The sequence below is a fragment of the Pseudomonas brassicacearum genome (genome assembly GCF_003732225.1).
GTDB classification, from domain to species: domain Bacteria; phylum Pseudomonadota; class Gammaproteobacteria; order Pseudomonadales; family Pseudomonadaceae; genus Aquipseudomonas; species Aquipseudomonas brassicacearum_E.
The window spans coordinates 37723-50907 of sequence record NZ_MOBJ01000007.1; the positions used below are offsets into that span (position 1 = coordinate 37723).

General features: G+C 59.9%; 13 protein-coding genes. 8 read left to right on the forward strand and 5 right to left on the reverse strand.

What is annotated here, in order from left to right; translation table 11 throughout:
• Nucleotides 1-3: 3 nt before the first annotated feature.
• The gene (locus BK659_RS10145; protein ID WP_123424949.1) at nucleotides 4-1728 is read right to left on the reverse strand and encodes a tetratricopeptide repeat protein; all 1725 of its coding nucleotides are present in this window, start codon (nucleotides 1726-1728) and stop codon (nucleotides 4-6) included.
• 302 nt (nucleotides 1729-2030) lie between these two features.
• Between BK659_RS10145 and hemA the strand changes: the two genes are divergently transcribed.
• From hemA to BK659_RS10175, 6 genes are all read left to right on the forward strand, one after another.
• Nucleotides 2031-3320 (forward strand): glutamyl-tRNA reductase, encoded by a 1290-nt coding sequence (gene hemA, locus BK659_RS10150; RefSeq protein WP_123424950.1) that lies wholly within the window; start codon nucleotides 2031-2033, stop codon nucleotides 3318-3320.
• Nucleotides 3317-4399 carry a peptide chain release factor 1 gene (prfA, locus tag BK659_RS10155; RefSeq protein ID WP_123424951.1) on the forward strand — a complete coding sequence of 361 codons (1083 nt, stop codon included), beginning with the start codon at nucleotides 3317-3319 and terminating at the stop codon, nucleotides 4397-4399. Before hemA ends, prfA begins: the two co-directional genes overlap by 4 nt.
• Complete coding sequence (prmC, locus tag BK659_RS10160) at nucleotides 4400-5230, forward strand: peptide chain release factor N(5)-glutamine methyltransferase (RefSeq protein ID WP_123424952.1); 831 nt, start codon at nucleotides 4400-4402, stop codon at nucleotides 5228-5230.
• Entirely contained in the window at nucleotides 5224-5979 is a 756-nt protein-coding gene (locus tag BK659_RS10165) for a molybdopterin-synthase adenylyltransferase MoeB (RefSeq protein ID WP_123424953.1), read from the forward strand. The genes prmC and BK659_RS10165 overlap by 7 nt, the downstream gene beginning before the upstream one ends.
• Nucleotides 5972-6763, forward strand: coding sequence for a glutamate racemase (gene murI, locus BK659_RS10170; protein ID WP_123424954.1), 792 nt, complete (start codon nucleotides 5972-5974; stop codon nucleotides 6761-6763). The genes BK659_RS10165 and murI overlap by 8 nt, the downstream gene beginning before the upstream one ends.
• A gap of 115 nt (nucleotides 6764-6878) precedes the next feature.
• Nucleotides 6879-7397, forward strand: a complete 519-nt coding sequence (locus tag BK659_RS10175; protein WP_123424955.1) for an acyloxyacyl hydrolase — start codon at nucleotides 6879-6881, stop codon at nucleotides 7395-7397.
• A 75-nt stretch (nucleotides 7398-7472) separates the two neighbouring features.
• Here BK659_RS10175 and BK659_RS10180 read toward each other — a convergent pair whose 3' ends face one another.
• The 4 genes from BK659_RS10180 to BK659_RS10195 all read right to left on the reverse strand — a co-directional run bounded on the left by BK659_RS10180 (nucleotide 7473) and on the right by BK659_RS10195 (nucleotide 10934).
• Nucleotides 7473-7778 carry a YkgJ family cysteine cluster protein gene (locus tag BK659_RS10180; protein ID WP_123424956.1) on the reverse strand — a complete coding sequence of 102 codons (306 nt, stop codon included), beginning with the start codon at nucleotides 7776-7778 and terminating at the stop codon, nucleotides 7473-7475.
• A gap of 97 nt (nucleotides 7779-7875) precedes the next feature.
• Nucleotides 7876-8658 (reverse strand): SDR family NAD(P)-dependent oxidoreductase, encoded by a 783-nt coding sequence (locus tag BK659_RS10185; RefSeq protein WP_123425282.1) that lies wholly within the window; start codon nucleotides 8656-8658, stop codon nucleotides 7876-7878.
• 88 nt (nucleotides 8659-8746) lie between these two features.
• The gene (locus BK659_RS10190; protein ID WP_123424957.1) at nucleotides 8747-9709 is read right to left on the reverse strand and encodes a MerR family transcriptional regulator; all 963 of its coding nucleotides are present in this window, start codon (nucleotides 9707-9709) and stop codon (nucleotides 8747-8749) included.
• 238 nt (nucleotides 9710-9947) lie between these two features.
• Nucleotides 9948-10934, reverse strand: coding sequence for an NAD(P)/FAD-dependent oxidoreductase (locus tag BK659_RS10195; protein WP_123424958.1), 987 nt, complete (start codon nucleotides 10932-10934; stop codon nucleotides 9948-9950).
• Nucleotides 10935-11130: 196 nt separating this feature from the next.
• Between BK659_RS10195 and BK659_RS10200 the strand changes: the two genes are divergently transcribed.
• Nucleotides 11131-12033: a TIGR01777 family oxidoreductase gene (locus BK659_RS10200; protein ID WP_123424959.1), complete on the forward strand. Its 903-nt coding sequence runs from the start codon at nucleotides 11131-11133 to the stop codon at nucleotides 12031-12033.
• Between the two features lie 13 nt (nucleotides 12034-12046).
• Nucleotides 12047-13069, forward strand: coding sequence for a ferrochelatase (hemH, locus tag BK659_RS10205; RefSeq protein WP_123424960.1), 1023 nt, complete (start codon nucleotides 12047-12049; stop codon nucleotides 13067-13069).
• Nucleotides 13070-13185 lie beyond the last annotated feature (116 nt).

The following is a 13185-nucleotide window of genomic DNA, read 5'->3' on the forward strand; positions in this document are numbered from 1 at the left end:
ATTTTAAAGAGTCTCGGAACCGGTCAGGCGCTTGATGGTGCTGCGCAGGGTAGGGCTGTCGGGCTGTTCCTTGAGGAATTTGCCCCAGATTTGTTTGGCTTCGCGTTGCTTGCCGTTGGCCCACAGGACTTCACCCAGATGCGCCGCGACTTCCTGATCGGGGAAACGCTCCAGAGCCTGGCGCAGGTAACGCTCGGCTTCATCAAGGTTGCCCAGACGGAAGTTCACCCAGCCGAGGCTGTCGAGAACAGCCGGGTCTTCCGGGTTCAACTGGTGCGCGTGCTCGATCAGCGCCTTGGCTTCGGCGTAACGCGTGGTGCGGTCAGACAGGGTGTAGCCCAGGGCGTTCAGCGCCATGGCGTTGTTCGGGTCGCGCTTGATGATCAGTCGCAGGTCTTTTTCCATCTGCGCCAGGTCATTGCGTTTTTCCGCCAGCATGGCCCGGGTATAGAGCAGGTTCAGATCGTCCGGATACTGCTTCAAGGCTTTATCGAGGACTGCCCAGGCGCGATCGTCCTGCTTATTGGCGGACAGGGTTTCGGCTTCGATCAGATACAGCTGGATCACGTAATCCGGTTGTTCGTCGCGGGCTCTGGCCAAACGGCTTTGGGCTTCGGCGGTGCGTCCGTTGTTCATCAGAATATCGGACTGGCGCAATTGCGCCGGCAGATAGTCGTTGCCCGGGCCCACCAATGCGTATTCGATCAGGGCGCCTTGCGGGTCGTTGCGTTCTTCGGCGATACGACCCAGGTTCAGGTGGGCCGAGTCGACATGGCTTTCGCGGGCAATGAGGTCTTCCAGGTAGCCCTTGGCCTCGCCCCAGGCCTTGGCTTCCAGGCAAACGAGTGCCAGGGAGTAGCGCAGTTCGTCGTCTTCCGGATATTGCTGAACCAGGCTTGAGAACTGTTCTTTGGCATCGTCCATGCGGTCCTGTTCGACCAGCAGGCGTGCGTAAGTCAGGCGCAGGCGTTTATCGTCCGGGTATTTGCGAATGCTTTTTTCCAGCAGCGGCAGCGCTTCCTTGCCACGGTTGAGGCTTTGCAGGAGGCGCGCACGCAGCAGAATGGGGGCGATTTCACCGGCTTCCGGAGGATTTTTCTCAAGCAGGGTCAGTGCGCCCTGGGAGTCACCGTCCTGTTGCAGTAACAGCGCCTTGCCGAAAATCAGCTGACCGTTCTTCGGGTGGCGCAGCAACAAGCGGTCAAAACTTTTCATCAGGCCGTTGCGGGTGTCCTGGTCGGTATCGGCCGCAGACAGGGCGAGGAAGTCGAAATGGGTATCGCCCTTGCCCAGCAGAACCTTTTCCATATAGACCATGGAGTCGTCATAACGCCCGGCACGGGCCAGTTGCACGGCGGCGGCACGTTGCGCTTCGAGGTCGTTCGGGGCGTTTTTCGCCCAGATCAGCGAACTATCAAGCGCTGCCTGGTCGGCGCCCAGGTATTCGGCGATGCGAAAGGCTCGCTCGGAAATGCCCGGATCCTGGGTGTTGACGGCCTGGGTCACGTAGTTGTCCAGGGCAATGTCGAAACGATTGCGCTGGCCAGCCAGTTCCGCGCTCAGCAGGCTGAAGATCGTGTCTTCGCTGAACGAGCTGTAAACCTTGGGCTTTTCAGGGGCTTTTGTGCTGCCTTCGACCGGCGGCGTACCGTTCGACGAAACGGGTGCCAAGGCCTGGCAGCCGCTGAGGAAGACAAAAGCGAGGAGCAACGCGGAAGATCTATTCATATAGGAAGAGGACGACTAACCTGCGGTCGGATCATCATGACACAAGCCTTCGGCCAAACATAACCGGCCTGTCAATTTACGTATGCGGCCAATCCACGTAGGAGCTGCCGAAGGCTGCGATCTTTTGATCTTGCTTTTCGACCGCCAAAAGATCGCAGCCTTCGCCAGCTCCTGCAGAGCCCGGCGCCCTTGTAAACGAGGGCGGATCGCAGCTCCTGCGGGGGCAATAGATATCGAGTGGTTGTTCTGAGTCAGGCGAAGTAGGACAATTGTCGGCTTCTCGACATCATCAGCGACCTTGAATGGCCTTCCTTGCACTCGGTATTAACCACAAGACTGCTTCCGTAGACGTCCGCGAGCGCGTGGCTTTTACTCCAGAGCAGTTGGTTGAGGCCTTGCAGCAGCTCTGCCGACTCACCGACAGCCGCGAAGCTGCGATCCTCTCCACCTGCAATCGCAGTGAACTCTATATAGAACAGGATCATCTTTCGGCGGACACCGTGCTGCGCTGGTTGGCCGATTATCACCATTTAAGCCTCGATGAGCTGCGCGCGAGTGCTTATGTGCATGAAGATGATGCGGCAGTTCGTCACATGATGCGTGTCGCCTCCGGGCTCGATTCGCTGGTGTTGGGCGAGCCGCAGATTCTTGGCCAGATGAAATCGGCCTACGCCGTGGCCCGCGAGGCCGGCACCATTGGTCCGCTGCTTGGGCGTTTGTTCCAGGCCACGTTCAATGCCGCCAAGCAGGTGCGCACCGACACCGCTATCGGTGAAAACCCGGTGTCCGTGGCGTTTGCCGCGGTCAGCCTGGCGAAACAGATTTTCAGTGACTTGCAGCGCAGCCAGGCTTTACTGATCGGCGCCGGCGAGACCATTACCCTGGTCGCCCGCCATTTGCATGAGTTGGGCGTGAAGCGGATCGTGGTCGCCAACCGGACCCTGGAGCGCGCCAGCATCCTGGCCGAGCAGTTCGGCGCCCACGCGGTGCTGCTCTCGGACATCCCGGCAGAACTGGTACGCAGTGATATCGTCATCAGCTCGACCGCCAGCCAGTTGCCGATTCTTGGCAAGGGCGCGGTAGAAAGTGCCTTGAAGCTGCGCAAGCACAAGCCGATCTTCATGGTCGATATCGCCGTGCCACGGGATATCGAACCGGAAGTCGGCGAGTTGGACGACGTTTACCTCTATAGCGTCGACGACCTTCACGAAGTGGTCGCTGAAAACCTCAAGAGCCGTCAGGGTGCTGCCCAGGCGGCGGAAGAAATGGTTTCCATCGGCGCCGACGACTTCATGGTCCGTCTGCGTGAACTGGCGGCGGTGGATGTGCTCAAGGCCTATCGTCAACAGAGCGAGCGCCTGCGTGATGAAGAATTGCAAAAAGCCCAGCGCATGCTCGCCAACGGCAGCAGCGCTGAAGACGTGTTGGTGCAACTGGCCCGTGGCCTGACCAATAAACTGTTGCATGCCCCCAGCGTGCAGTTGAAAAAGCTTACCGCCGAAGGCCGCCTCGATGCGTTGGCCATGGCCCAGGAACTCTTTGCCCTCGGTGAGGGCTCTTCGGATAGCTCTTCGGATAAAAAACCGCAATGAAAGCGTCACTGCTCAATAAGCTGGACATCCTCCAGGACCGTTTCGAGGAACTGACCGCCTTGCTTGGCGATGGCGAAGTCATTTCCGATCAGAACAAGTTCCGCACCTATTCCAAGGAATACGCGGAAGTTGAGCCGATTGTCGCCACCTATAAACAGCTGCTCAAGGTTCAGGGTGACCTCGAAGGTGCCCAGGCGTTGCTCAAGGACAGCGATCCGGACATGCGCGAAATGGCCGTCGAAGAGGTCCGCGAAGCCAAAGAGCAACTGATCGAACTCGAAGCCAGCCTGCAACGCATGCTGCTGCCGAAGGATCCGAACGACGGGCGCAACGTGTTCCTGGAAATCCGCGCCGGCACCGGTGGTGACGAAGCGGCGATCTTCTCCGGTGACCTGTTCCGCATGTATTCGCGTTACGCCGAGCGACGTGGCTGGCGGGTCGAGATTCTGTCGGAGAACATCGGCGAACACGGTGGCTATAAAGAAGTCATCGCGCGGGTCGAAGGCGATAACGTCTACGGCAAGCTGAAGTTCGAATCCGGCGCGCACCGCGTGCAACGGGTCCCGGCCACTGAATCCCAGGGCCGTATCCACACGTCGGCCTGCACCGTGGCGGTGTTGCCTGAGCCGGACGAACAGGAAGCGATCGAGATCAACCCGGCGGATTTGCGGGTCGATACCTATCGCTCTTCTGGCGCGGGCGGTCAGCACGTGAACAAGACCGACTCGGCCATCCGTATCACTCACTTGCCGTCGGGCATCGTGGTCGAGTGTCAGGAAGAGCGTTCCCAACACAAGAACCGGGCGCGGGCGATGTCCTGGCTCTCGGCCAAACTCAATGACCAACAAACCAGCGCCGCGGCGAACGCCATCGCCAGCGAGCGCAAGTTGCTGGTGGGCTCGGGCGACCGCTCGGAACGAATTCGTACCTACAACTTTGCTCAGGGCCGGGTCACCGACCACCGGGTCAACCTGACGCTGTATTCCCTCGACGAAATTCTCGCGGGTGGCGTCGATGCCGTGATCGAGCCGTTGCTGGCCGAGTTCCAGGCTGACCAACTGGCAGCGATAGGTGAATAAATGACCATCATTGCCAGTTTGTTACGTGCAGCCGACCTGCCTGACTCGCCGACCGCGCGTCTGGATGCCGAATTGCTGCTGGCCGCGGCCCTGGGCAAGTCCCGCAGTTTTCTGCACACCTGGCCGGAGCGCATCGTTCCCAGTGAAGCCGCGCTGACCTTTGCCGAGTACCTGCAACGTCGCCGGGCCGGTGAACCGGTGGCGTACATCCTCGGCCAGCAGGGGTTCTGGAAGCTTGATCTGGAAGTGGCGCCGCATACGCTGATCCCGCGCCCGGACACCGAGTTGCTGGTCGAAGCTGCACTGGAACTGTTGCCTGCTACGCCCGCCAAGGTCCTCGATCTGGGCACCGGCAGTGGCGCAATTGCCTTGGCCCTGGCCAGCGAGCGTCCGGCCTGGCAGGTCACTGCGGTAGACCGGATCCTCGAAGCCGTGGCCCTGGCCGAGCGCAATCGCCAGCGTCTGCACCTGAACAACGTCAGCGTGCTCGGCAGTCACTGGTTCAGTGCGCTGAAAGAGCATCGCTACACGCTGATCATCAGTAACCCGCCTTACATTGCGTCCGCCGACCCGCATCTGGTGGCGGGTGACGTGCGTTTCGAACCCGCCAGCGCGCTGGTGGCCGGCACTGATGGGCTCGACGATTTGCGTTTGATCATCGCCCAGGCGCCGGACCATCTGGAAACTGGCGGCTGGTTGATGCTCGAACACGGTTACGATCAAGCCGACGCGGTGCGCGATTTGCTGCTGACCCGAGGCTTTGAAGAGGTCCACAGCCGCACAGACCTCGGTGGCCACGAACGTATCAGTCTGGGGCGTCTACCGTGCTGAATGATCAGGAGCTGTTGCGCTATAGCCGGCAAATTCTGTTGCAACACGTCGACATCGACGGCCAATTGCGACTCAAGCAAAGCCGTGTCTTGATCGTCGGCCTCGGCGGTCTCGGTGCGCCGGTCGCGCTGTACCTGGCGGCGGCCGGGGTCGGTGAGCTGCATCTGGCCGACTTCGACACGGTCGACCTGACCAATCTGCAACGACAGATCATTCACGACACGGACAGCGTCGGCCTGAGCAAGGTCGATTCGGCCATCCGCCGTCTGACGGTGATCAACCCCGAGATTCAACTGATCGCCCATCGCACCGCGATGGACGAAGATTCATTGGCAGCTGCGGTGTTGGCGGTCGACGTGGTACTCGACTGTTCCGACAATTTTTCCACCCGTGAAGCGGTGAACGCAGCGTGTGTGGCGGCGCGCAAACCCTTGGTCAGCGGCGCGGCGATTCGTCTGGAAGGGCAGTTGTCGGTGTTCGATCCACGTCGTGCCGAGAGCCCGTGCTACCACTGTTTATACGGGCACGGCAGCGAAGCCGAGCTGACCTGCAGCGAGGCCGGGGTGCTCGGTCCGCTGGTGGGGCTGGTCGGCAGCCTGCAAGCGCTTGAGGCGCTGAAACTGTTGGTGGGTTTCGGCGAGCCGTTAGTGGGCCGGTTGCTGTTGATCGATGCCTTGAGTACGCGATTCCGTGAGTTGCGGGTCAAGCGTGATCCAGGCTGTAGCGTTTGCGGGGCCAAACATGCGTGAGGCGCCGATCGGCGTGTTCGATTCCGGCGTCGGTGGATTGTCGGTGCTGGCCGAGATCCAGCATCTGCTGCCCAATGAGTCGCTGCTGTATGTCGGCGATTGCGGGAATATTCCCTATGGCGAGAAAACCCCTGAGTTCATTCGTCAGCGTTGCAGTGTGGTGGCGGAGTTTTTTCAGCAGCAGGGTGCCAAGGCTTTGGTTGTTGCGTGTAACACAGCAACCGTGGCCGGTGTCGCGGACTTGCGTCGCGACTACCCGGACTGGCCCATCATCGGCATGGAGCCTGCGGTCAAGCCAGCCGCCGCGGCCACTCGCAGTGGCGTGGTCGGTGTGCTCGCCACTACCGGGACGTTGCAGAGCGCCAAGTTCGCTGCCTTGCTCGACCGTTTTGCCACCGATGTGCGGGTCATCACCCAGCCGTGTCCAGGGTTGGTGGAGCTGATTGAAGCGGGCGATCTGCACAGCCATGAGTTGCGCCTGATGCTGGCTGGATATCTCGAGCCCTTACTGGTGGCCGGGTGTGACACGATCATTCTGGGCTGCACGCACTATCCCTTCCTCAAACCGTTGCTCATGCAACTGATCCCCGCCGACATCAGCCTGATCGATACTGGCGCGGCTGTTGCCCGGCAGACCCAACGCCTGCTGGCTGAACGTGAATTACTTGCCGAAGGGCCACCTCGCGACGCGCAGTTCTGGACCAGTGCCAGCCCCGAGCACCTGAGAAATATCCTGCCGCTGCTCTGGCATAACGCTGGGGTTGTGCAAAGCTTCAGTCTGTAGAAAACATTTTGGGGAACGCTTCAAGTGGATGAGTTTCTGTTGAAGCGTGGATTTCCATAACACGACTGTCGAGCCAAAAAAACCAAACATAATCGTTCGGAAAAGGATGTTTCTCATGAAGCGACTGTTCTGTTTAGCCGCGATTGCGGCCGCATTGTTGGGGCACAGTTTTACCGCGCAAGCGGCTGGCGTCGAGTTTGCGGTTGGCCATACCACCGATTCGACCCAGACTTATCGCCTGGGCCTGCAATGGGATTGGGATAAAAGCTGGTGGCAGAGTGATGTCGGGCGCGTGACGGGCTACTGGAGCGGTGCGTACACCTATTGGAATGGTGGCAAAGCGGCGAACAATCACAGCCTGTCGTTCTCTCCGGTGTTCGTTTACGAGTTTACCGGGCAAACCGTCAGACCTTACCTGGAGGCCGGGATTGGCGTTGCGCTGTTCGCTCACGGCAAAGTGGACGACCGCCGGTTGGGCGAGGCTTTTCAATTTGAGGATCGATTGGGGTTCGGCCTGCGGTTTGCTGGCGGGCATGAAATCGGGATTCGCGCGACGCACTACTCCGACGCCGGTCTCAGCAAATTCAATGACGGTATAGAAAGCTACGCGTTGCATTACACGATGCCGCTGTAATGACTTGCTGCTTTATTGTGTGCGGGCTTTTGTGGGAGCAAGCTCGCTCCCACAGGTGTATTGGCTAACCAGTCTTCAGCGATACGCCGTCGCAATCCCCTGACGCTCGTCGATGCACTCCGGCGCGCCCATCTCGAACTCCCGGCAGATCAGCGGGCGTTTTTCGTAAATGGTGCACATCATGCTGTCGCGATCCAGCGCGGCGCACCAGCCGTCATCCAGGCGCAGCATGACTTCCCCGCCCCAATCGTCGGTGTCGATAAAACGTTCGGGCACGCCGGTGTCCGTAATCAGCATGACTTCGAGCTGGCAACAACAGGCTGCGCAGGTCGAGCAGGTGACCGCCGGTTCGACAATGGTCTTGAGGGGGATCGTGTTCATAGGTGCGCAGTGTAAGGCAGTGCGCCGACGCTGTGTGAAAGGCCTGACGGACGCTCAACCGGATGAGGTTGCCGATACGCGTTGGGCCATGAAATGTTTACGGCTTATCCATGATCGGTGGCGAGCTCCTGACCAGACGTTTGCCAATCACCCACTTTACTCGGTTGGAGATTTTCGACAGAGGCCAAAGTGCGGCCATGAACAGGGCGGGGAGGGGGATTTCCAGCGGACGCTGCTTGAGTTTTTCGGCGACATACCGCGCGGCTTTGTCGGCTGGCCAGATCTGTGGCACCGGGAAGTCGTTTTTCTCGGTCAGCGGGTTTTCGACGAAACCGGGGCTGACCACGGTGACTTCAATACCTTCCGATGCCAGATCGATGCGCGAGGATTCGAACAGATAGCGCAGCCCGGCTTTCGAGGTGCCATAGGCTTCGGCCCGAGGTAGGGGCAGGTACGTCACCGAACTGGCGATACCCACCAGATGGGGGGCGATACCGGCGCGCAGCAACGGCAATGCGGCTTCGATGCAATAGCTGCTGGCGAGCAAGTTGGTGCGTACTACGTGTTCGATGATCGAAGTGTCGAACTGCTTGACGTCGACATATTCACAGGTGCCAGCATTGAGGATCACGGTGTCCAGCGACCCCCAGTCCTGCTGGATCTGCTCACCGATCTCGCGCACAGTCTGGCTGTTGGTCAAATCGCCCGGCACCACCAGCACCTGCCCTGGATATCGCTGGGCCAGGACTTTTAATGGCGCAACCGCGCGTGCGCTGACTGCCAGGTGCACGCCGGACTTCAACAGTTCTTCGGCCAATGCAGCACCAATGCCATTGCCGGCTCCCGTCAGCCAATACCGTCGTGGAGTTGTAAGATTCACCCCATTCTTCTGTTCAGCCATGTATCGCTCCGACATCCAGAGGTGAAGGCAGATTCTTGAACGCCGCCAGCGCACGTTTGCGTGACATTTAAATGAGCCCGCGCTGAACCAGCGCCTGATGGGCCGACAACGGATCTACGGCCAGAGACAAATCAGCGATCTCAGAGGCTTTTGCGGACAATTCGGTGTGGTGGATGCGCACCGCGGGGCCGGCCACGAGTTTTGGGCAACTGACTTTGTGCAGAAGCTTCGGAAGTTGTTTGAGATTGATCGCCTTACTGGAATACAGCAGCACACCACGCGCTTGCAGCTGCTCGACCGCCAGTGCCAATTCGCCAGCCGGCAGCGGCCAGTCGAACACTTCCACGGGGCAGTCGGCGCTGCTGATCAGCCAGGCGGTGAGCCACAGATGCGGCTCCAGGGGCAGGTCGGAGTGATTGATCAGCAGCAATGGTGCGCCGCGCAACTGACGGTTGTTATGGTAGATCCTTGCGCCGAATTTGCTGCGTAACCAGGAATAAAAGAACGCCCGCTCCATCTGTGCGCCAAACTGCCCTTGCCAGCGCTGCTCGAGTTCGACCAGCAGCGGCATCAGCAGTTGCTCGCACAAGGTGCGTGGCGGATACAGCGACATGACCTGATTGAGCGTGTCATCGAGCTGACGCTCGACCAATTGGCTGATCGCCTGTATCAGGTTCAGGCGCAGGACGTGCCAGTCATTCTCGACGGATTCGCTCAATGCTTGCGGCGTGTCCAGCAGTTGCTTGACCTGGCTGGCGGTGACGCCGCGATTGAGCCAGGTAAGGATGTTATGGATTCGCTGCACATGCTCGGCCGAAAACAGCCGGTGTCCCTTGGGCGTGCGCTGCGGCACGATCAGCCCGTAACGGCGTTCCCACGCGCGCAGGGTGACGGCGTTGACGCCGGTGACTCGGGCGACTTCGCGGATCGGCAGCCAACCGTCCTCCAGGGCCTGTTGATAGTCGGCACCGGGGTCTTCGTCATGAGGACGAGTGTCAGGTTTTGGTTTGTTCGCGCAGTGGCTGGGCATTGGCGCACCTGGGATCTATATCTGTACAGGCTGTTCGCGCTGTACAACACGGTTTGATCATAGAACCAAAGGTGTACAAGTCAAATTGTTTGTATAAGTTTTTATTGAGGGCAAAACCCCTGTAGGAGCTGCCGCAGGCTGCGATCTTCTTGGTGGTTGCACCACAGAGGCCGTCAATCAGGATCAAAAGATCGCAGCCTGCGGCAGCTCCTACGACCAACCCATCGGTTGATGCGCTTTATTGCAGGTGTTCGTGCAGGCGGCGAGCCGCTTCCTGACCGCTCATCCAGGCCCCTTCGACACGCCCGGACAGGCACCAGTCGCCACACACGTACAAGCCCAGGTCGGCGTCGGCCAATACGCCCCATTCATGGCTGCTGGACGGGCGCGCGTAGAGCCAGCGATGGGCAAGACTGAAGATCGGCGCGGGCATGGAATCGTGCAGCAACTCGGCGAAGGCGCCGTGCAGTTGCTCGATCACCGCCTCTTTCGGCAGGTCGATGTGTTGTCGGCTCCAGTTGCTATTGGCGTGCAATACCCAGGTATCGAGGGTCGTGTCGCGCCCCGGTTTGCTGCGGTTGCGAGCCAGCCAGTCGAGCGGGCTGTCCTGAACGAAGCAGCCTTCCATTGGCGTTTCCAGCGGTTTTTCGAAGGCCAGCGCAATGGCCCAGGTCGGGTCCATTTTTACTCCGGCGGCGACCCCGGCGAGTTTCGGTGCGGCGGCCAGCAGGGCAGTGGCCTGTGGCGCCGGCGTGGCGATGACGACATGGCTGAAGGGACCGTGGGTGAAGCCTTCGGCATCCTGTAAATGCCAATGTTCTTCACCACGATAGACCTCGGTAATCCGGCAAGCGAAATGCACTTCTGTGTCGCCGATCAGCGCGCGGGTGATGGCGCTCATGCGCGGGGTGCCGACCCAGCGGGTCTGTTCGTCCGGCGACGGGCTGAGGACACCGCCGTGATAATTGTAGAGCTGCGGTGTCCATTCAGCGACCCAGCCATTGGCTTGCCAGCGCTGGACTTCAATGACGAAACGGCGATCGCGGGCGGTGAAATATTGTGCGCCCATGTCCAATGCGCCGGCGTCGCTACGCTTGCTCGACATGCGACCGCCGCTGCCACGGCTTTTATCGAACAATTGAACGACGTACCCGGCCTCTTGCAGGGCTTGGGCTGCCGAGAGTCCGGCGATGCCAGTGCCGATGATTGCGATGGGTACAGTCATAGGGGCCTCGTTTACCTTTCTGTACAGGCTACGCTTCGGGTTAAACCTATACAATATTGTTTTCTGGTATAACTTTCAGCGTTCTCGTTCTGACAGGTTGGCCTATGGTTAAGCACAGAGCCTGTCCGATCCGAAACATCCCTGCTTATAAAAATAGACTAGTGATTGGGGTAAAACGCCACGCGAGGAAGATGTCATGCACATATTGCTGACCGGCGGTACTGGTTTGATAGGACGTCAACTCTGCCGACACTGGTTGAGCCAGGGTCACAGCCTGACTGTGTGGAGTCGCAGGCCCGAAAAAGTGGCCAAATTATGCGGCACTCAGGTACGTGGCGTTGGGCATCTGGAAGACATTGGCCAACAGCCGGTGGACGCGGTGATCAATCTCGCGGGGGCACCGATTGCCGATCGTCTCTGGACTCATCGACGCAAGGCGCTGCTCTGGAGTAGCCGGATCAGGCTCACCGAAACCCTGTTGGCGTGGCTTGAAAGCCGCGAGCAGAAACCGCAGGTGTTGATTTCGGGTTCAGCGCTTGGCTGGTACGGCGATGGCGGCGAGCGTGAATTGACTGAGGACTCACCGCCGGTCAGCGAAGACTTCGCCAGCCAGCTGTGCATCGCCTGGGAGGAGACCGCGCAGCGCGCCGAGGCGTTGGGGATTCGCGTGGTGCTGGTGCGTACCGGGTTGGTTCTGTCGGCGCAGGGCGGCTTTTTGTCGCGGCTGTTGTTGCCGTTCAAAATGGGGCTGGGCGGGCCGCTCGGCGATGGTCGGCAGTGGATGTCATGGATCCACATCAATGATCAAATCGCCCTGATTGATTTTCTTCTGCATCAGAAAAACGCCAGTGGTCCTTATAATGCGTGCGCACCAAAACCGGTACGCAATCGCGAGTTTGCCAAGACCCTCGCCAGTATTTTGCACCGGCCGGCGTTCATGCCGATGCCCGCTTTTGCCTTGCGGGTCGGTCTTGGCGAGTTGTCGCTGTTGCTGCTGGGCGGCCAGCGGGCGACGCCGACGCGCTTGCTGGCGGCGGGTTTCACTTTCCGGTTCACTGATTTGCGCGCGGCTCTGGACGACGTGTCCAGCCGCCTTTGAAATAGGACGTTGCATGACCGATCACGCGTTGCTCCTGGTCAATTTGGGTTCGCCCGCTTCCACACAGGTGGCAGACGTGCGCAGCTACCTCAATCAATTTCTGATGGACCCTTACGTCATCGACCTGCCGTGGCCGGTACGACGTTTGCTGGTCTCGCTGATTCTGATCAAGCGCCCTGAGCAATCGGCTCACGCCTATGCCTCGATCTGGTGGGACGAGGGCTCGCCGCTGGTAGTGCTCAGCCGCCGCTTGCAGCAGGCAATGACCGCACAGTGGACCCAAGGACCGGTCGAACTGGCCATGCGTTACGGCGAGCCGTCGATTGAGTCGGTGTTGACCCGCATGGCCGCTCAAGGGATCAAAAAGGTCACGCTCGCACCGCTTTATCCACAGTTCGCCGACAGCACCGTGACCACGGTAATTGAAGAAGCCAGGCGTGTGGTGCGCGAGAAGAAACTGGACGTGCAGTTTTCGATTCTCCAGCCGTTTTACGATCAGCCGGAATACCTCGACGCGCTGGTTGCCAGCGCCAGGCCGTATCTTGAGCAGGATTACGATCACCTGCTGCTGAGCTTCCATGGATTGCCGGAGCGGCACCTGAAGAAGCTCAACCCTGGCCATAGCTTCGAGGGGGGCGGCGATTGCTGTGCCGGCGCGCCGCCGGAAGTGGTCGCGACCTGTTATCGCGGTCAGTGCCTGCGTACCGCTGCGGCGTTCGCCGAGCGCATGGGCTTGCCGGACGGTAAATGGTCGGTGTCTTTCCAGTCACGGCTGGGCCGCGCCAAATGGATCGAACCCTACACCGAAGCGCGTCTCGACACGTTGGCCAAGCAGGGTGTGAAGAAGGTTCTGGTGATGTGCCCGGCGTTCGTGGCCGACTGCATCGAAACCCTGGAAGAGATCGGTGACCGTGGGCTCGAGCAGTTCCGCGAGGCGGGAGGAGAGGAGTTGGTGCTGGTGCCGTGTCTCAACGACGACCCGCACTGGGCGCGGGCGTTGAAAACCTTGTGCGAGCGAGCGCCGTTGGCCCTTTAAAAGCATCGCGAGCAGGCTCGCTCCCACATTTGATCCTGAGTGCTCACAAATAGTGTGTTCACAGAAAATCCAGTGTGGGAGCGAGCCTGCTCGCGATAGCTATCTCACTGGCAGCA

What these genes read in the sequence shown, in the direction of transcription:
- BK659_RS10190 (WP_123424957.1), bottom strand. Translation starts at nt 9,709, where the DNA reads ATGCCCAGCCACTGCGCGAACAAACCAAAACCTGACACTCGTCCTCAT.
- BK659_RS10175 (WP_123424955.1), top strand. Translation starts at nt 6,879, where the DNA reads ATGAAGCGACTGTTCTGTTTAGCCGCGATTGCGGCCGCATTGTTGGGG.
- prmC (WP_123424952.1), top strand. Translation starts at nt 4,400, where the DNA reads ATGACCATCATTGCCAGTTTGTTACGTGCAGCCGACCTGCCTGACTCG.
- BK659_RS10200 (WP_123424959.1), top strand. Translation starts at nt 11,131, where the DNA reads ATGCACATATTGCTGACCGGCGGTACTGGTTTGATAGGACGTCAACTC.
- hemH (WP_123424960.1), top strand. Translation starts at nt 12,047, where the DNA reads ATGACCGATCACGCGTTGCTCCTGGTCAATTTGGGTTCGCCCGCTTCC.
- prfA (WP_123424951.1), top strand. Translation starts at nt 3,317, where the DNA reads ATGAAAGCGTCACTGCTCAATAAGCTGGACATCCTCCAGGACCGTTTC.
- BK659_RS10145 (WP_123424949.1), bottom strand. Translation starts at nt 1,728, where the DNA reads ATGAATAGATCTTCCGCGTTGCTCCTCGCTTTTGTCTTCCTCAGCGGC.
- hemA (WP_123424950.1), top strand. Translation starts at nt 2,031, where the DNA reads ATGGCCTTCCTTGCACTCGGTATTAACCACAAGACTGCTTCCGTAGAC.
- murI (WP_123424954.1), top strand. Translation starts at nt 5,972, where the DNA reads ATGCGTGAGGCGCCGATCGGCGTGTTCGATTCCGGCGTCGGTGGATTG.
- BK659_RS10180 (WP_123424956.1), bottom strand. Translation starts at nt 7,778, where the DNA reads ATGAACACGATCCCCCTCAAGACCATTGTCGAACCGGCGGTCACCTGC.
- BK659_RS10195 (WP_123424958.1), bottom strand. Translation starts at nt 10,934, where the DNA reads ATGACTGTACCCATCGCAATCATCGGCACTGGCATCGCCGGACTCTCG.